The sequence below is a fragment of the Enteractinococcus coprophilus genome (assembly GCF_006716305.1).
Taxonomy (GTDB): domain Bacteria; phylum Actinomycetota; class Actinomycetes; order Actinomycetales; family Micrococcaceae; genus Yaniella; species Yaniella coprophila.
The window spans coordinates 123833-140550 of sequence record NZ_VFOU01000002.1 but is presented as its reverse complement, the minus strand read 5'-3'; the positions used below and the strand labels follow the sequence as shown (position 1 = coordinate 140550).

General features: G+C 54.9%; 17 protein-coding genes and 1 tRNA gene. 6 read left to right on the top strand and 12 right to left on the bottom strand.

All coding sequences use genetic code 11. The features are described from left to right. Positions 1-32: 32 nt before the first annotated feature. The 3 genes from FB556_RS05415 to FB556_RS05405 form a co-directional block, all read right to left on the bottom strand. Positions 33-105: transfer RNA gene (locus FB556_RS05415), tRNA-Val, on the bottom strand. Between the two features lie 47 nt (positions 106-152). Continuing rightward, positions 153-641 carry a redoxin domain-containing protein gene (locus tag FB556_RS05410; RefSeq protein ID WP_141865596.1) on the bottom strand — a complete coding sequence of 163 codons (489 nt, stop codon included), beginning with the start codon at positions 639-641 and terminating at the stop codon, positions 153-155. After that, positions 602-1039 (bottom strand): DUF3052 domain-containing protein, encoded by a 438-nt coding sequence (locus tag FB556_RS05405; protein ID WP_141865594.1) that lies wholly within the window; start codon positions 1037-1039, stop codon positions 602-604. Before FB556_RS05405 ends, FB556_RS05410 begins: the two co-directional genes overlap by 40 nt. Positions 1040-1305: 266 nt before the next feature. Between FB556_RS05405 and aceE the strand changes: the two genes are divergently transcribed. The 6 genes from aceE to fabF all read left to right on the top strand — a co-directional run bounded on the left by aceE (position 1306) and on the right by fabF (position 9253). After that, positions 1306-4056 carry a pyruvate dehydrogenase (acetyl-transferring), homodimeric type gene (gene aceE, locus FB556_RS05400; protein WP_141865592.1) on the top strand — a complete coding sequence of 917 codons (2751 nt, stop codon included), beginning with the start codon at positions 1306-1308 and terminating at the stop codon, positions 4054-4056. Between the two features lie 155 nt (positions 4057-4211). After that, positions 4212-5423 carry a PucR family transcriptional regulator gene (locus tag FB556_RS05395; protein WP_141865590.1) on the top strand — a complete coding sequence of 404 codons (1212 nt, stop codon included), beginning with the start codon at positions 4212-4214 and terminating at the stop codon, positions 5421-5423. A gap of 123 nt (positions 5424-5546) precedes the next feature. Further along, a complete protein-coding gene (locus tag FB556_RS05390; RefSeq protein WP_141866499.1) occupies positions 5547-6482 on the top strand; it encodes an ACP S-malonyltransferase in 936 nt (311 codons plus the stop codon). Between the two features lie 8 nt (positions 6483-6490). Continuing rightward, positions 6491-7549 (top strand): beta-ketoacyl-ACP synthase III, encoded by a 1059-nt coding sequence (locus FB556_RS05385; protein WP_141865588.1) that lies wholly within the window; start codon positions 6491-6493, stop codon positions 7547-7549. A 79-nt stretch (positions 7550-7628) separates the two neighbouring features. Continuing rightward, on the top strand, positions 7629-7871 hold the full coding sequence (locus FB556_RS05380) for an acyl carrier protein (RefSeq protein ID WP_141865586.1): 243 nt from the start codon (positions 7629-7631) through the stop codon (positions 7869-7871). Between the two features lie 137 nt (positions 7872-8008). Beyond that, positions 8009-9253 carry a beta-ketoacyl-ACP synthase II gene (fabF, locus tag FB556_RS05375; protein WP_141865584.1) on the top strand — a complete coding sequence of 415 codons (1245 nt, stop codon included), beginning with the start codon at positions 8009-8011 and terminating at the stop codon, positions 9251-9253. A gap of 80 nt (positions 9254-9333) precedes the next feature. Here fabF and FB556_RS05370 read toward each other — a convergent pair whose 3' ends face one another. The 9 genes from FB556_RS05370 to lepB (FB556_RS05330) form a co-directional block, all read right to left on the bottom strand. After that, positions 9334-9837, bottom strand: a complete 504-nt coding sequence (locus FB556_RS05370) for a DUF3145 domain-containing protein (protein ID WP_141865582.1) — start codon at positions 9835-9837, stop codon at positions 9334-9336. 203 nt (positions 9838-10040) lie between these two features. After that, on the bottom strand, positions 10041-10988 hold the full coding sequence (locus tag FB556_RS05365) for a tyrosine recombinase XerC (RefSeq protein ID WP_141865580.1): 948 nt from the start codon (positions 10986-10988) through the stop codon (positions 10041-10043). 38 nt (positions 10989-11026) lie between these two features. Beyond that, positions 11027-12223: a DNA-processing protein DprA gene (dprA, locus tag FB556_RS05360; protein WP_141865578.1), complete on the bottom strand. Its 1197-nt coding sequence runs from the start codon at positions 12221-12223 to the stop codon at positions 11027-11029. After that, positions 12216-13802, bottom strand: coding sequence for a YifB family Mg chelatase-like AAA ATPase (locus tag FB556_RS05355; protein WP_141865576.1), 1587 nt, complete (start codon positions 13800-13802; stop codon positions 12216-12218). Before FB556_RS05355 ends, dprA begins: the two co-directional genes overlap by 8 nt. Beyond that, positions 13803-14183, bottom strand: a complete 381-nt coding sequence (locus FB556_RS05350; RefSeq protein WP_141865574.1) for a YraN family protein — start codon at positions 14181-14183, stop codon at positions 13803-13805. Between the two features lie 108 nt (positions 14184-14291). Continuing rightward, on the bottom strand, positions 14292-14639 hold the full coding sequence (locus FB556_RS05345) for a DUF2469 family protein (protein ID WP_141865572.1): 348 nt from the start codon (positions 14637-14639) through the stop codon (positions 14292-14294). A gap of 43 nt (positions 14640-14682) precedes the next feature. After that, a complete protein-coding gene (locus FB556_RS05340; RefSeq protein ID WP_141865570.1) occupies positions 14683-15363 on the bottom strand; it encodes a ribonuclease HII in 681 nt (226 codons plus the stop codon). Next, the gene (lepB, locus tag FB556_RS05335; RefSeq protein WP_141865568.1) at positions 15360-16055 is read right to left on the bottom strand and encodes a signal peptidase I; all 696 of its coding nucleotides are present in this window, start codon (positions 16053-16055) and stop codon (positions 15360-15362) included. Before lepB (FB556_RS05335) ends, FB556_RS05340 begins: the two co-directional genes overlap by 4 nt. Then, the gene (gene lepB, locus FB556_RS05330) at positions 16052-16705 is read right to left on the bottom strand and encodes a signal peptidase I (RefSeq protein ID WP_246057229.1); all 654 of its coding nucleotides are present in this window, start codon (positions 16703-16705) and stop codon (positions 16052-16054) included. Before lepB (FB556_RS05330) ends, lepB (FB556_RS05335) begins: the two co-directional genes overlap by 4 nt. Between the last annotated feature and the right edge of the window lie 13 nt (positions 16706-16718).

Sequence of the window (16718 nt, the reverse complement as noted above, 5' to 3'; positions counted from 1 at the left end):
TGTTGCAACGAAGCAAGGCGTCCTATCGACTGTGGGTCCTACCGGGATCGAACCGATGACCTACTCGGTGTAAACGAGTTGCTCTACCAGCTGAGCTAAAGACCCATTGTGCGTGGCGTTTCCGCCTTGCAACAAGATCCAATAGTAGCCCATTATGTTTTCTTTTGCAAAACGGAGAGGTGCTCGTCCATTTTACGTGCACCGCTCGTTGAGCTAATCGCCTCCAATACGGTACCAGCTCGATCAACAAGCAGGCTGACACGCTTAGGGCGCCCTGTGGTTTCGTCAAGCACTCCGTAGTATTTTGCTGCGGCACCATGTGGCCAGAAGTCAGAGAGAAAGGGAACCTCCAAACCTAGTTGGTCCGTGACCATACGTAAGACCTGTGCGGAGTCCGGTGCTATAAGTCGCAGGCCAACATCCATGTCCGTCAGCTGGCGGGCAAGGTCGCCAACCTCTTCCAGCTCTGACATGCAGACAGGAGTGTAGGCGCCCGGGATGAAGATCAGCCAGGTAGTGTCATGGCCTGGCTGATCCGGCCCCTCTACTGGAGGAAATGGCCAGTCTTGGCCATATTGGTCGCGTAATGCGGGAACTACCACTAGTGGGCTACCGCAGGTTCCAGGCGGGTTGCCAACCATTCTTTCGACACTCCGGCGGTGGTGGTGGCACGAAAACCGGCCACCTTGGCGGCCTCGGAAATATCTGTCGGAGAAACATGACCAGACTGTGAAGCTCGTGGAACCAGAAGCCAGATTGGAGCGCGCTCGTCCAGATTCGTCTCGGCGTCTTCTAAAGCATCGGTGAGATCTGCGATGTCGCCATCGTCGCTACGCCACCACAGGAGCACTGCGTCGACTGGCTCTTGGTCCTCTTCAGTGAGGAACTCTTCGCCGAGGGCGTCCTCTAAACCGTTTCGGAACTCGAAGTCGATATCTTCGTCCCAACCAAGCTCTTGGATCACATCACCAACAGCCAGTTCGAGTTCAGCAATATAATGATTGTTATCTGGGTTTTTACCAGACGCCGAGTTGCTCACAACACTCCTTTTACAAATTGTGGTTACTCTATTTTTCAAAATTCTTCGGGCATTAGCAACATCTTGCCCTACTTATTGTGCCCTAGATTGCAGCGGTTGAGCTTGCAGTTAACGTAACGGGCACTGAATACCTGTCAGAAAGAGGTTCCAGGGGTAGAATCCCCTTGAGATCCCTTTGACGTGACGTAACTGATCACAACCGCGATCATGTGCGTGCCAATAAACGACGAGACACAATAGTCGTCAGTGATAGAAAGAGGTCAGTAGTGAGCACAGCTGAAGAAAGCTCTGACATCCTAAGTGGTTTGACCGACCACGCACCCGATAAAGATCCAGAGGAAACATCTGAGTGGATCGAGTCCTTTGACAGCTTGGTTGAAGTCGCTGGAACGGAACGCGCCGAATACATCATGCGCCAATTGTTACAGCGTGCCGGCACAAAATCAGTTGCCGTGCCAATGGTTACCACGACCGACTATGTCAACACGATTCCGGCCGATCAGGAACCGGAATACCCAGGTGATGAAGAACTCGAACGCCGCTACCGTAACTACCTGCGCTGGAATGCTGCCGCTATTGTGCAGCGCGCACAGCGTGACGGTGTGGGCGTTGGTGGCCACATTTCCTCTTACGCTGGTCAGGCGACCCTGTACGAAGTGGGCTTGAACCACTTCTTCCGCGGTCAAGATCACCCCGGCGGCGGTGACCAGATCTTTTTCCAAGGCCACTCCTCCCCCGGTAACTACGCGCGTGCTTTCCTTGAGGGCCGGTTGAGCGAGAAAGAGCTCGATGGTTTCCGTCAGGAAAAATCTCAGGCACCATACGGTCTGCCCTCATACCCGCACCCGAAGATGCTTGATGATTTCTGGCAATTCCCAACCGTTTCGATGGGCCTTGGACCGCTGAATGCGATCCACCAGGCGCAATTTAACCGCTATATTCATGACCGCGGTATCAAAGACACCTCCGAGCAACATGTTTGGGCATTCCTTGGTGATGGTGAGATGGATGAACCAGAGTCTCGCGGTGCACTGCACATTGCTGCAAACAATAAGCTGGACAACCTCACCTTTGTGATCAACTGTAACTTGCAGCGTCTCGATGGTCCGGTGCGCGGTAATGGCAAGATCGTCCAAGAGCTAGAAGCGTCTTTCCGCGGCGCCGGTTGGAATGTCATCAAAGTACTGTGGGGTCGTGAATGGGACCCACTGTTAGAAGAAGATGACACTGGCGAACTGGTTCGCATCATGAACGAAACCCCTGACGGTGATTATCAGACCTACAAGGCTGAATCCGGTGGCTTCGTTCGCGAACACTTCTTTGGTCGCTCTTCTATCACAAAAGAGCTCGTCGCCGACATGACCGACGATGAAATCTGGGGTCTGAAGCGCGGTGGGCACGACTATAAGAAGGTCTATGCCGCGTATAAGGCTGCGATGGAATACAAGGGTAAGCCAACCGTCATCTTGGCTCACACCATTAAGGGCTACGGCCTGGGTACAGGCTTTGAAGGCCGCAACGCGACCCACCAGATGAAAGAAATGACGATCGATGAGATCAAGATCTTCCGCGATCGTCACCGTATCCCGATCTCGGATGAGCAGATCGAAAAAGATCAGTATGACATGCCGTACTACCACCCGGGCGCGGACGCTGAAGAAATTCAATACATGCAAGAACGTCGCCGCCAGCTTGGCGGATACGTACCGGAACGTCGCAAGAAATACGATCCGCTACCGTTGCCACCAGAGTCGACTTATAAGCACGCTCGGAAGGGTTCCGGCAAGCAAAAGATTGCTACCACCATGGCATTCGTTCGCTTGCTGCGCGACCTGATGCGTGACAAGAACATTGGTAAGCGCATTGTGCCGATTATCCCGGATGAAGCGCGTACCTTCGGGATGGACTCGTTCTTCCCGACCGCCAAGATTTATAACCCACGCGGTCAGAACTACATGTCCGTGGACCGTGACCTGTTCCTGTCGTATAAAGAATCGCCAGAAGGTCAGCTATGGCACGTGGGTATTAATGAGGCCGGGGCTACCTCAGCGCTCACCGCTGCTGGTACTTCGTACTCGACTCAGGGCGAGATCATGATTCCGATCTACGTCTTCTACTCGATGTTCGGATTCCAGCGTACCGGGGACAGCTTCTGGGCTGCTGCCGACCAGCTGACTCGTGGTTTCGTTATCGGTGCAACTGCGGGGCGTACGACGCTTGCCGGTGAGGGTACCCAGCACATGGATGGGCACTCCCCCATTCTTGCTGGTACCAACCCGGGCGTGAAGCACTACGATCCTGCATTCTCTTACGAGATCGCGCACATTATTCGCAATGGTCTCTACGAAATGTACGGCGATCACGATATGGGTGATGATGTCCGGAACGTGATGTACTACCTGACCGTGTACAACGAGCCGATTACTCACCTTGATGAGCCAGAGGGCATCGATATTGACGGTCTGCTGAAGGGTATCTACCGCTTCTCGACCTCCGATATTGGCGGGCCAAAAGTACAGCTCATGGGTTCGGGGGTTTCCCTGCCATGGGTCATCGAAGCCGCCGATGTTCTTGCCAACGACTGGGGCGTATCTGCAGACGTTTGGTCGGTTACCAGTTGGAACGAACTCCGCCGCGACGCTGTCGCCGCGGAGCGCGATCAGCTGCTGAAGCCAGACCAAGAGCCACGCGTCCCCTATGTTACTCAGGTGATGCAAGATACCGAAGGTCCCGTCGTAGCAACGACGGACTTCGCCACCCTGCTGCCGGACCAAATCCGTCAGTACATCCCGAACACATTCGCCACCCTTGGCGCCGATGACTTCGGTTTCTCTGACACGCGCGCTGCTGCACGTCGCTACTTCGGTATTGACACCCATTCGGTAGTAGTCCGTGCACTGCAGCTGTTAGAAGAAGACGGCAAAGTCGAAAAAGGCACTGCTGCCACTGCTTTCGCGAAGTACCGCCTTGACGACGTCAACGCCGGTACCACCGGTACCGCAGGCGGCGACGCCTAACAACGACTGACTATTAGTCAACCCAATGAGCGGGTGCTGGGTCTTCCAGCGCCCGCTCAGTTCTTAAATGTGTGAGCACTGGCTGGGCTAGGATAAAGCAGTGATCACTGGTGACTCAATCTCGTTTGAGCAAGCGCTAGCTGTGTGGACCTGCTATGAAAAATAGTTGGACGGCCAAAATACCACGACCTATCTCAGCCGACGCTAAAGCTGCGGTACGCGCCCATCTTGGTGAGCTCAAAACTGCGGTCCTACATCAGCTCAATACTTCACTACCGTGGTATCGCGACTTACCAGCGCACCAACGAGCGAGTCTAGGGGAAATTGCACAACAGGGGCTCACAACGTTCGCCGATTGGTTCGAACACAGCGAGAACACCATCAAGACTTCGGTGTCCGGAGTACTTCATTCGGTATTTGGTAATGCGCCCACGGAGCTTTCGCGTACGGTATCTCTCCAACAGGCGGTACAGCTCCTCCGCACAGTCCTTCAGGTGGTTGAGACCCAAGTGCCAGCGATCGTTGCGGAGCCTGACAAGGCAGCAGCCCGGTATGCAGTGGTCTTTTACTCACGAGAGATCGCGTTCGCGCTTGCTGAAGTCTACGCTAGGGCAGCTGAAACCCGCGGCTCCTGGGACGCCCGGTTAGAAGCGCTCTTACTAGACTCCATTCTGGCAGGCGACCGGGCCGATGAGATACGGTCACGGGCAGCAGCAACTGGCTGGAAAGCAAATCGTGGCATTACGGTCATGGTGGGGCGACCAGATAATCTGGAGGAGCCTCAACTGGTGGCCAAGCTTCGCGAGATCGCGACGCGCGCAAAGCTGGAGATTCTGATTGGGGTCCTTTCGGACCGTCTGGTGATCGTGCTTGGAAATATCATCGATGTTGAAGCCGATACCAGGACCATTCAACGCGGATTCGGTGAAGGCCCAATCGTGTACGGTCGCATCGTTGAATCATTAGTCGAGGCGCCGATCTCAGCGCAAGAAGCTCTTGAAGGATATTCTGCAGCTCCTGCTTGGCCCGCCGCTCCGCGACCAGTAGCGGCTTATGAGCTGTTACCGGAACGAGCCCTGAACGGTGACAACATCGCGCGCGCAGCGTTAACAAGTCAGGTCTACCGACCACTTTCGCGTGCAGGACACTCTCTATTAGAAACCGTGGACGTGTACACGACCACTGGAGGCTCTTTAGAAGCAACGGCGCGCCAATTGTTCATTCACGCCAATACCGTCCGCTATCGGCTCAAGCGTGTCGCTGAGCTGACCGGATGGGATCCAACATCACCAAGAGATGCCTATGTCCTACAAGTAGCGCTGATGACGGGTAGACTTGATACGGTCTTAAACCACCCACAACCATGACCAGGAGCCAGAACGCCTCTGAGGAAACCGCAACCGCCCTTGTAGGAAACCTACAAAAACTTTGCGTATACTCGTGGGCTAGCTTGACTGGTTATGTCCCAAGAATTTGGAAGAGTTGAATCTATGCTCGCAATCGTGTGCCCGGGACAGGGCTCTCAGACTCCAGGCTTTCTGGAACCGTGGCTCGAACTGCCCGGTATTTCTGAAACCCTTAACGCATGGTCGGAAGCCACCGGCGTCGATCTTGTCACCCATGGAACGACTTCTGATGAAGAAACGATCAAGGATACTGCGGTCGCGCAGCCACTGATCGTGGCAGCAGGGCTCTTAGCAGCTCAGGCACTCGAAATCGACAAGCTCGATACCACTTCCTGGATGACCGCCGGTCACTCGGTCGGAGAGATTACCGCTGCTGGACTCTCCGGTGTTCTCTCCCCTGTTGAAGCGTTAGAATTCGTTCGGGTACGCGCCCAGGGCATGGCGGCTGCAGCTGCTGTGGAGCCTACCGGTATGGCAGCCGTGCTCGGCGGAGACCAAGATGAGGTCATCGCATATCTAGAAAACCTGAGCGTTACTCCGGCGAACGTCAATGGTGGCGGCCAAGTTGTCGCCGCTGGCTCTCAAGAAGCCCTTGCCACACTCGCTGAGAATCCGATGGAAAAAACTCGTGTCATTGAACTGAAAGTTGCCGGCGCATTCCATACGCACTACATGAAATCAGCAGTAGCAGATCTCGATTCTTTTGCTCAAGAACTTACCCCACAGAACCCCGCGGTACCTTTGGCATCAAACAGCGACGGTGAGATCGTAACTTCGGGGCAAGAATTCGTGAACCGGCTCATCAGTCAAGTCACTTCGCCTGTCCGCTGGGATCTGTGCCAGCAAACCATGCTCGCACAGGGCGTCACAGGAGTCGTTGAGCTGCTGCCCGGTGGTACGTTAACCGGCATTGCACGCCGCGCGATGAAGGGCGTCAAGACGCTGGCAATTAAAACACCGGCAGATCTCGAGAAGGCTCAAGAATTCATCGCCGAACATACCCAGACCATCTCAGCTTAAGGTTTTTTGTGTCCACACCGACGTTAAATCAATACTCCACGAACACTGCTAGCCGCATCCTGTCAGTTGGTGGCTACCGACCCTCCAAGCGTGTCACCAATGATGATTTAGCCGGACCGATCGACTCTTCTGACGAGTGGATCCGCCAACGTACCGGTATTGTCACTCGCCAACGTGCTGATGCTGACACGAGCTTGGTCGGTATGGCGCTTGCTGCTGGACAACAAGCCATTGAACGTGCCGGAATTGAAACATCCGATATCGGAGCGGTCGTGGTTGCAACCGTGACGTTTCCTTACCCGACTGGCTCGGCAGCGGCAATTATCGCCGGAGAGCTTGGGATCCACGTCCCGGCATATGACATTTCCGCGGCCTGTGCTGGATATTGCTACGGCGTAGCGCAAGCCGATTCCCTCGTCCGCTCCGGAATGGCCGACTATGTTTTGGTCATTGGTGCAGAGAAACTCTCCGACTTCGTTGATCCAACTGACCGCTCGATTTCCTTTCTCCTAGGAGACGGTGCTGGTGCAGTTGTTGTCGGTGCCTCCCAGGAACCTGGTATCTCGAAATCGAACTGGGGTTCGAAAGGCGAAGACTGGGATATGATCCGCATGACCCGCTCTAGCATCGACATGCGCAATATCATCCAAGAAGTCGAAAAAACTGGTGATGCAACCGCGATCGTAGAACCAGGTAGCCAAGGCAGCGTATGGCCAACGCTGCGTCAAGAAGGCCCCTCTGTCTTCCGGTGGGCGGTCTGGGAAATGGCCAAAGTAGCAAAACAGACTCTGGCCGATGCTGGTATTGAATCTGAAGATCTCGCGGCGTTTTTGCCACATCAGGCCAACATGCGCATCATTGATGAGTTTGCCAAACAACTCAAGCTTCCAGAACACGTTGCCATCGGCCGCGATATCGCCGATGCAGGCAACACCTCAGCCGCATCCATCCCACTGGCGATGCACCGTCTGCTGGAAGAACAGCCGGAGCTTTCTGGTGGTTTGGCCCTACAAATTGGTTTCGGTGCCGGGTTGGTCTACGGCGCCCAGGTTGTACGACTCCCTTAAGTCGAAGCCTGCACTGACCACAACATAGTCCACAACGGTGCAAAACACATTTTGCACACCTATTTACAAGGAGCTGCTCATGGCTAACAAAGAAGACATCCTCTCCGGCCTAGCCGAAATCGTCAACGAAGAAACCGGTCTGGAAACTGAAGAAGTCCAGCTGGACAAAAACTTCACCGACGACCTGGACATCGACTCCATCTCGATGATGACCATCGTCGTAAACGCCGAAGAAAAATTCGACGTGAAAATTCCTGACGAAGAAGTCAAAAACCTCAAAACTGTTCAGGATGCTGTCGATTTCATCGCAAACGCTTCCTAACGGCAGAGGCCGGACCTTAGCGTCCGCCATGAGCGGCGGGCCGGGAGCTTTCCCGGCCCGTTAGGCTGCCGATTATTTTATAAAGACTTTGAAACCCTGGCCGCTCTGTTGGCCAACAACTAATCGAGGCAATCGATATGACCCGTAAAGCCGTAATTACCGGTCTTGGCGCTACATCCCCGATCGGTGGCGATGTAGACACCATGTGGGCAAACGCCCTGGCAGGTACCTCTGGTGCGCGGCCAATAGAAGTAGACTGGGTAGAACAATATAGCCTGCCTGTAACCTTTGCAGCGCAACTTACGAACAAACCAACCGAGGTGCTTTCCCGCGTCGAAGCACGACGCATGGATCCCACCACTCAAATGGGCTTAGTCGCAGCCCGCGAAGCATGGACTCACTCCGGTCTCAACGAAGCATCGGTTGAACCTGAACGACTCGCTGTCGCTTTCGGTACCGGGATCGGCGGTGTCTGGACCCTACTGGACTCCTGGGATAACCTCCGCGAGCGTGGCCCACGTCGTGTGCTACCAATGACCGTGCCGATGCTCATGCCAAATGGTGCTGCAGCAGCCATCTCGATGGATATTTCGGCACGTGGTGGCGCGCTCACCACCGTTTCTGCTTGTGCTTCCGGTACCGAAGCCATGGACACCGCTCGCCGCCTGATCGAAACCGGACAGGCTGATGTGGTCATCACCGGCGGTGCCGAAGCTGCAATCCACCCGCTGCCGATCGCTGGCTTCGCTGCAATGCAGGCTCTATCAAAGCGCAATGATGATCCCCAGGCTGCCTCTCGCCCGTACGATACCGATCGCGACGGCTTTGTTCTTGGCGAAGGTGCTGGTGCCATTGTGCTGGAATCCGAAGAACACGCACGTGCACGTGGCGCCACGATCTACGCCGTACTTGCAGGTACCGGAGTAACATCTGATGCGCATCACATCACGGCTCCCGATCCCGAAGGTATGGGTGCATCTCGAGCCATACGAGCCGCGCTCGAATCCGGCGGTATCCAAATGGACGAAGTCGTTCACGTCAATGCCCACGCAACGTCAACCCCTGTCGGTGACCGTCCCGAATACATAGCCATGAAATCTGTGTTCGCAGGCCACATTGACAACGTCCAGGTATCAGCCACCAAGTCCCAAACCGGACACTTGTTGGGTGCTTCTGGTGCCATTGAAGCTATCATGACCACCCTTGCTGTGTACCACCGCAAGGCGCCAGTCACGATCAACCTGGACAATCAAGATCCAGATATTCCATTGAATGTGGTCCACGGTCAGCCAGCCGAACTACCGTCCGGCGATATCGCTGCGATGAGTAACTCATTCGGCTTCGGCGGACACAACGCGGTAATTGCACTCCGTAGTTACTAAACGCAAAGTTAAACCACTCAGCGAAGGTCGGAACCCAATCGGGATCCGACCTTCGCTGTTTATGAAGGATCGTGAGGCAGTTAACCTACGCGGTGGAGCCAACGGACGTTCGCCCCGTCGGCTGCCTGCCGGAACGGCTCCAGCTCTTCGTCCCAAGCCTCACCAAGCGCCAACGAAAGCTCATGGTACACAGCTGAGGGATCACCGTCGGCTTGTTCGTAGGCATACCGAATGCGGTCTTCAGAGACCATAATGTTGCCGGTGACGTCAGTCGTGGCATGGAAAATACCCAACTCTGGGGTATGTGACCAGCGAGATCCATCCGATCCCAGTGAAGCTTCTTCAGTAATTTCGTAGCGCAAATGTGCCCACCCACGAAGTGACGACGCCAATTTAGCCCCACTACCCTGCGCTGCGATCCAATTGATCTCGGCACGGTAGGTTCCGGGGGCGGCCGGTTGGGGCTCCCATTCCAGTTTTTCCTGGGCACCCAAAGCAGCCCCAACTGCCCACTCAATGTGTGGGCAGAGGGCTGCCGGGGCTGAGTGTACGTATAGTACGCCTCTTGCTTCGATGTCAGACATTCCGATCCTCCGTTACTAGCGGTACGTCTTCCCCTACGACCACTGAAATGAAGGAGCTGAATGAACTAACAGCAACCATTATGCCCGATGGGAACCGATATAGCCACCATCAACATGACAGAAGACGTTACGCTGCAGAATTACAGAACACACGGTAGATCGTTGCTTGAAATACCCCTAGATTGACCTCCAAAGGCGAAGGTTTAGGCCCTCGGGTGTGCTTGCTTATAACCCTGACGTAATCGCTCAATCGACACGTGCGTGTAGAGCTGAGTCGTTTGTAAAGACTCATGTCCGAGCAGCTCCTGCACGGATCGAAGATCTGCTCCGCCATCAAGCAAATGGGTGGCAGCTGTATGCCGCAGCACGTGGACGCCGGAGGCGGAGGTGTCGCCGAGTTTTTGAAACATGTCATTGACTACTTCCCGAATTTGTCGCACTCCAATGCGTCGTCCACGGACACCAAGGAAGATCGCGGCAGTCTGCTGTTTATCGGCTAGGACCTCCGGGCGCCCCTTGGTCAGCCAAGCCTCAAGTGCTTTCACTGCTGGAGCGGTCAGTGGCACCACGCGCTGCTTGTCGCCCTTACCTGTAACCTTCAGCATTGCGCGATCGAAGTCCACGTCATCCACATCGAGGCCTTCCAGTTCTGCGACGCGAATGCCTGTCGAGTATAAAACCTCGACCATCGCCAGATCTCTGAGCGCAATCGGATCAGTCGCGTTCTCGACATCCGACGTTGCCCTGGTCTGGAGCGCATCAAGCGCCTGGCGAATCTGGGACTGGGTGAGAGTACTGGGCAGCCGTGAGGATTGTTTGGAGGCCACAAGGCGGGCAGCAGGATTGTCCTCACGAATATCTTGCTGTACTAACCATGACATAAACTGTCGAACCGCGGTGGTTTTGCGTGCAATAGTTGGTCTACTCATTCCATGCCTGGTCAGACGCCCCAGCCATGTCCTTAGGTCTCCTAAAGTGACGTGGCGGAAAACTTCTTCGGCTCCACCTTCGCTGAGAAGATCCGAGGCTAGTCCGGTCAAATCTGAGCGGTACGATTTCACGGTGTGAGCAGCACGATTGAGCTGGTGCTCCAGGTAGTGGCAGTACTCATCGATCAGGGCCGTATCTTGAGCTGAAAGGCGACTCTCCATGTTTTTACTCTGACACGGATTAGTTCAGCAACAAAGGACTATGATCTCGTGTTTCTGTGTTTTCGCCAGCCACGGGTCTCCAGTTCGGCGAGCTCGTGTCGTTCCAACTTCGTCAGAATTCCTGTGATCATGGGGACAGCTAGACCAGTGATGCCACATAAGTGTTCAACGGTTGTCATGCCTCGCACCGGTAGCGCATCAAAGACCAAGAGCTCTTCGACACTGAGCATGTCGTAGTGCCGTTGATCATTACTGTTTTGAGAACGCTGATTGACCGCGAACATGTCGCCGTAGATCGATTCGAGATCAGATGGGTCATCGATGAGGATTGACGGTGTTTCCTTGATCAGCCGATGACATCCTGCTGAACTGGGGGCATGGATGGGTCCCGGTACGGCGCCGACTATTCTGCCAAGGTCGTGGGCATGATTTGCAGTGTTCAACGCACCAGAACGATATCGTGCTTCCACCACGATAGTTGCTGTCGAAAGCGCCGCGATGAGACGATTCCGATTCAAAAAACGGTAGCGGTTGGGTCGCATGCCCGGTGGCATCTCGGTCACCAGCAGACCTTCTTGGACAATCTCACGTAGTAGCTCAACATTGCCGGCCGGGTAGAAACGATCTAATCCGCCTGCCAAGACAGCAATAGTCGGTACAGCGGGTCCTTCGGCTAACAGCGCTTGACGGTGAGCATGAGCGTCTATTCCGTATGCTCCGCCAGATAGCACGGTGATCCCCATCTGGCGGGCCTTATGAGCCAGCATCTTCGTAGCCGCTTCTCCATACGAGGTGGCTTCGCGGGAGCCAACAAGACCCAAGAGATGTTCCGCCATCGGTATACTTGTATCACCCATGATCCATAACCCAAGCGGTTCGGTCACCCCTAGGTCTGCGAGCGCCGCGGGCCATTGCTCATCCTCTGGAATAAGGAACCGTCCTCCGATCCGGGTGATGAAGCCTAAGGCTTCATCAGGCTTCAGATAGGTGCTACGCCGGCGCCATCGTTCGATGGCGCCTCCGAGATGTCGGGTGATTTTCTTGGCCAGCTGTTCATTCTCCGGGTCGTGTGCCGTCAGGGCTTGCCATTCCTGCTGAGTCGGTGTCGCACCCTGAATAATCTCGAGCAGTCGAAGGGGTCCCCAGGCCTGTGAACTCACGACGCCGAGAGCGTCGGCAGGCTCGATGACTTGGGTTAGCCCGGCACGAGCTCGACGGAGTTGGTGATCATCCATGGTGCTCCTCGGAATGTTTGAGCCGCAAGTATAGGGCCATATCTATATGTTCGGCACCGGGTTGTTCTGCTTGCATGAGGTCTGCAATAGTCCATGCCACGCGTAAGACACGAACATACCCGCGTGCCGTGACAGCTCCGAGGTCGAGCGCTCGCTCAAGAATTTGCTTGGCTTGTGTGGTTATTTGCAGCGCTGGCTCTTTGAATAACCGCAGTGGTATGTGATGGTTTCGAGTCAGCCCAAAGGGTACGAGACGTTGCTGGCTCCGTTGTATTGCAGCACTCACACGTGTTCGAACCACGTCTGAGCTTTCGGCTGATTGAGTCGCGGACAACTGTTGTGAAGTTACCGGGTGGACAGTGACCTGCAAATCCACCCGGTCAAGAAGCGGTCCAGATAGTTTGTTCGCATAGCGGCGTCGCTGTAATGAAGTGCATCGACAGTCTTTGCCTGTGTCATAACTAAAGCCACACGGACATGGATTCGTGGCTAACACCAACTGGAATTGTGCTGGGAACTCTACCGTGTGGCGCGCTCGATGCAGTTGAACATGGCCAGTTTCTAATGGTTGTCTGAGCATGTCGAGAACGTCTTTGTTGAATTCGGCTGCTTCGTCGAGGAAGAGCACTCCTCCGTGGGCTTGTGATACTGCTCCGGGACGGATATGTCCCGACCCACCGCCGATTAATGCTGCTGCAGTGGCAGAGTGGTGCGGGGATCGAAACGGCGGGCGCATAGGCAACTGTGCAATATGATCTTCGCCCTCGACCAAAGTCTGAATGGCTGCGTTTTCCAACGCGGTTTGAGAATCCATATCGGCCAGAATGCTCGGTAGTCGCTGGGCCAACATCGTTTTGCCTGCTCCGGGTGGTCCTTGTAATAGTAAGTGGTGCCCACCGGCTGCTGCGATCTCTAGCGCCCAGCGCGCTTCGTGTTGACCTTGGACTTCAGCTAAATCCGGCTGTGGCTCTTCTCTTCTTGGTTTCGTCGGTGCCGCAGTGAACGATACACTCCGCGGTTGTACTGGTGCACCGAAGGCATGAGCTACTTCCGAGAGGTGACTGAACGCCCGAACATTTGCGCCAGGTACCATCTCCGCTTGGGCTTGGACTGATGTGGCCACTACGACATCGGGATAGCCTGCGTGGACGGCCGCGATGACAGCAGGCAGAATCCCTGGTGCTGGTTGGAGCGAGCCATCGAGCCCGAGGGCTGCCAGAAAAACCGGACCGGTCTCATTGGTGACTGCATAGTCTGCGCCCCAGGCAGCCATCATGATGGCTAAGTCAAAATGCGAACCGCGCTTGTGTAGGGAAGCCGGGGTTAAGTTAACCGTCAGGTGGCGTCTGGTGAGATGCAGGTTCGCGTTCCGGGCGGCCGCCCGGATGCGATCTTTGGCTTCATGGAGTGATTTGTCCGGTAACCCGAGGAGCGTAAAGCCCGGTAGGGCATTGCCAATGTCTGCTTCGACTGTAACGAGCTGACCTTTCATGCCGTTCAACGCCACACTGTAAGTTCTCCCGATACGTGTGGGCGAACTGACGTTGAGCAGTACAGGAGTTTTTCTAGCAGAATCCATTTAGCTCACATCCTGGAGGAGCTCAGCGGTGATCTCCCCGTTGGGATCGACTAGAATTCCTACGATGTCGACGCGCATCGATGTATGCGCATATTTCGGATACACAGCTTGCTTATAATCCAGCAAGCCTCGTTGGACGCGGCGCAACTGTAAGGCGTTCACGGAAAGCAATGGGTCGCCAAAGTCGGTTCCCAGCCGAGTTTTGACCTCGATGGCCACCAGTTGGTGGCGATGATATGCAATGACATCGACTTCGCCAGTGGACGCTAGCCAATTATGCTCAAGAATTTGATAGCCGGCGCCGGCTAGTGCTTCTGCGGCGAGTTCTTCGCCGTGCCGGCCTAAGGCCGTGTGATCGTGTTGTGAGGGTTTGATTGTCATAGAGCCTCACCTCCCCCTTTAGTCTGAAGGTGGAGTCTACTTCTGTGGCGGTCGTGAGGCCAGAATGTGGAAAACCGCAACGCATCTAACCGGTTGCGGACAGTAGATCTATTCGATCGGCGGGGGTGGTAAGAACGGGCCGTCGGCCGGCATATCTGGGTCGTCTCGGCTTGGGAGCTCTTCGATATTTACATCTCTGAAACTCAGAATTCTTGCGCGTTGTATAAAGCGCGATGAGCGGAAGACGTCCCAGACCCAGGTGTCAACTAATAACAGCTCGAAATAGGTGTCACCAGTTTCGTCATGGGTGATGACCTCAACAGAGTTTGCCAGATAAAACCGTCGATCTGTTTCGACAATGTAGCGGAATAGTCCGATCACGTCCCGGTACTCTTTGTACAGGTTCAGTTCTTGGTCGGCTGCGTAGTGTGCCAACTCATCGTCGCGATCAGTCATGCCTCACATCGTAGTGGGTTCCGCTACCACTCGGCATACAGCCCTACAGTAAACGTGGTTGTATCGCTGCTGGCACAAGGTTCCACGACTTCCGATGATATTCCGTGATGCCTCGTTCAGTCAGCGCCAACCTGTGGACCGATGAGCCGTAACCCTTATTACTGTCCCATCCGTAGTCGGGATACAACTTTGCTAATTCGACCATGTATGCATCACGGGTGACTTTGGCTGTAATTGCTGCTGCAGATACTGTCGCACAGGTCGCATCGGCCTTAGTTTGCAGTATTACGTGGGCATCGAGGGGTGCCAACGGCTCGACAAGTTCTGTGGGCGCGTTCTGTAGCCAGTGCGTATTGCCGTCTAGGACCAAACCTGCAGGAGCAGCACTCTGCGTTACGAGTTGATCCCAGGCTCGGCGACCTGCCAATCCCAGAGCAGCTGAGAGCCCATATGTATCGATCTCATCGGGTGAAGCCATACCGACCGCAGTGGACGCCCAAGCCGGAATAGTTTCCATCAGCTGCTGACGCTGGCGTACGGTGAGCTTCTTGGAGTCTCTCAAGCCTGGAAGTGGTTGGCTTAAGGCGATATCCACGGCTGCAACCCCGACAGCTACGGGACCGGCTAGTGCACCACGACCAACCTCGTCCATGCCGGCAATCATCGTGTGGCCGCATACGTCGGCGAGTTGCGTCTCAACAGACAGATTAGGTGCAGGGGTCATGGTTCGGGTACCTGTTCGAATGGTTCGTTATTTGAGCCTGCCGTACCCCATCGTGGTAGCGGCCAGGCAATAACTTCGGCACGTCCCACTACGTCAGGTACGTCCACGAATCCGTTGTTCGGACCATTGATATGACTCCGCGAATCACCGGACGCGCCACGGTGGTCCCCCATAACCCAGAGTTTTCCTTCAGGTACAGTGACATCGAAGTCCATATCCGAACCTACATCGCCGGGATAAAGGTAGGGTTCATCAATCAGAGTCCCGTTGACTACCAGCCGACCCGTACCATCCTCGACACTGATACGGTCACCAGATGTTCCGATGATGCGCTTGACTAAATGCTGTTCAGAAGTCGACGGGTATAGTCCCAGCACTTCGAGGGCGTTGTACAAAGCGTTCGATTCGACGTTTGTCGGCGGTAGCCAGCCATAGTGATCTTCAAAGACCACGACATCACCGCGTTCTAATCTGTCCTCGGAATCGACAAGAAGATTGACGAAGATCCGATCATTGACTTGGAGTGTCTCTTCCATTGACCCAGACGGGATGAGGAAAGCTCGGAAAAAGAATGTTCGGACTACGAAAGACACCACGAGCGCAATCGCCAGGATAATCAGTACTTCTCTGATGCCTCGCAAGAATCCGCTAGGTCGTCTCCTCGAAGGACGATCTGAATGTTCTGCTCTCATCGCGTGCTGATCACCGGTCCATAAATCTTATTTTTCTGAATCATACCCCCGCCCGGAGCACCAAGCAGCGCCCGTGAGTCGATCGAATCGTACCGGTTGTCGCCCAGTAGGAACACTCTGTTATCCGGAACTTCTACCAGGAATGGTGTCGATGACGCTGACAGATCCGGTTCGGCTAAATAGGGCTCATCTAATGATCCATCATTCACCATCAGACGTCCATTATCATCACAACACTCGACGGTGTCACCGGGAACGCCAATGATGCGTTTAACCACAGCATTGTGTTGTGGTGCCATGCCCAACAATTGCAATGCCGCATCGAAGAAACGCTTGGTGGGAGTCTCCGACTCATAAGGATAGAAGCTTCCGGCTCCATCAAACACGACTACATCACCGCGCTGGGGTGGAGCCTGCTCATAGGCGGTGGGATCAATCTCAATGCGATCCCCGACCTGCAGTCCAGGCTCCATCGAAGCCGAAGGAATTACATAAGTGTTCATGTGATAAGCCCGGAAAACAAAAACAGCGACAACAGCTGCAATGAATACTGCCAGACCAATCAACAGGCCCTTATTAACGCCGACAGCGGGCCGGCTCCCTTGTGAAGAAGGGTCCCCGGCCCGCTGTGGTGCTGACGATTTCGTCACGACTGATAAGCGA

Coding starts and splice junctions, on each gene's coding strand:
- FB556_RS05380 (WP_141865586.1), top strand. CDS start 7,629: ATGGCTAACAAAGAAGACATCCTCTCCGGCCTAGCCGAAATCGTCAAC.
- FB556_RS05365 (WP_141865580.1), bottom strand. CDS start 10,988: ATGGAGAGTCGCCTTTCAGCTCAAGATACGGCCCTGATCGATGAGTAC.
- FB556_RS05390 (WP_141866499.1), top strand. CDS start 5,547: ATGCTCGCAATCGTGTGCCCGGGACAGGGCTCTCAGACTCCAGGCTTT.
- lepB (WP_141865568.1), bottom strand. CDS start 16,055: ATGAGAGCAGAACATTCAGATCGTCCTTCGAGGAGACGACCTAGCGGA.
- FB556_RS05350 (WP_141865574.1), bottom strand. CDS start 14,183: ATGACAATCAAACCCTCACAACACGATCACACGGCCTTAGGCCGGCAC.
- FB556_RS05395 (WP_141865590.1), top strand. CDS start 4,212: ATGAAAAATAGTTGGACGGCCAAAATACCACGACCTATCTCAGCCGAC.
- FB556_RS05410 (WP_141865596.1), bottom strand. CDS start 641: ATGGTTGGCAACCCGCCTGGAACCTGCGGTAGCCCACTAGTGGTAGTT.
- FB556_RS05340 (WP_141865570.1), bottom strand. CDS start 15,363: ATGACCCCTGCACCTAATCTGTCTGTTGAGACGCAACTCGCCGACGTA.
- FB556_RS05370 (WP_141865582.1), bottom strand. CDS start 9,837: ATGTCTGACATCGAAGCAAGAGGCGTACTATACGTACACTCAGCCCCG.
- FB556_RS05345 (WP_141865572.1), bottom strand. CDS start 14,639: ATGACTGATCGCGACGATGAGTTGGCACACTACGCAGCCGACCAAGAA.
- fabF (WP_141865584.1), top strand. CDS start 8,009: ATGACCCGTAAAGCCGTAATTACCGGTCTTGGCGCTACATCCCCGATC.
- FB556_RS05355 (WP_141865576.1), bottom strand. CDS start 13,802: ATGGATTCTGCTAGAAAAACTCCTGTACTGCTCAACGTCAGTTCGCCC.
- dprA (WP_141865578.1), bottom strand. CDS start 12,223: ATGGATGATCACCAACTCCGTCGAGCTCGTGCCGGGCTAACCCAAGTC.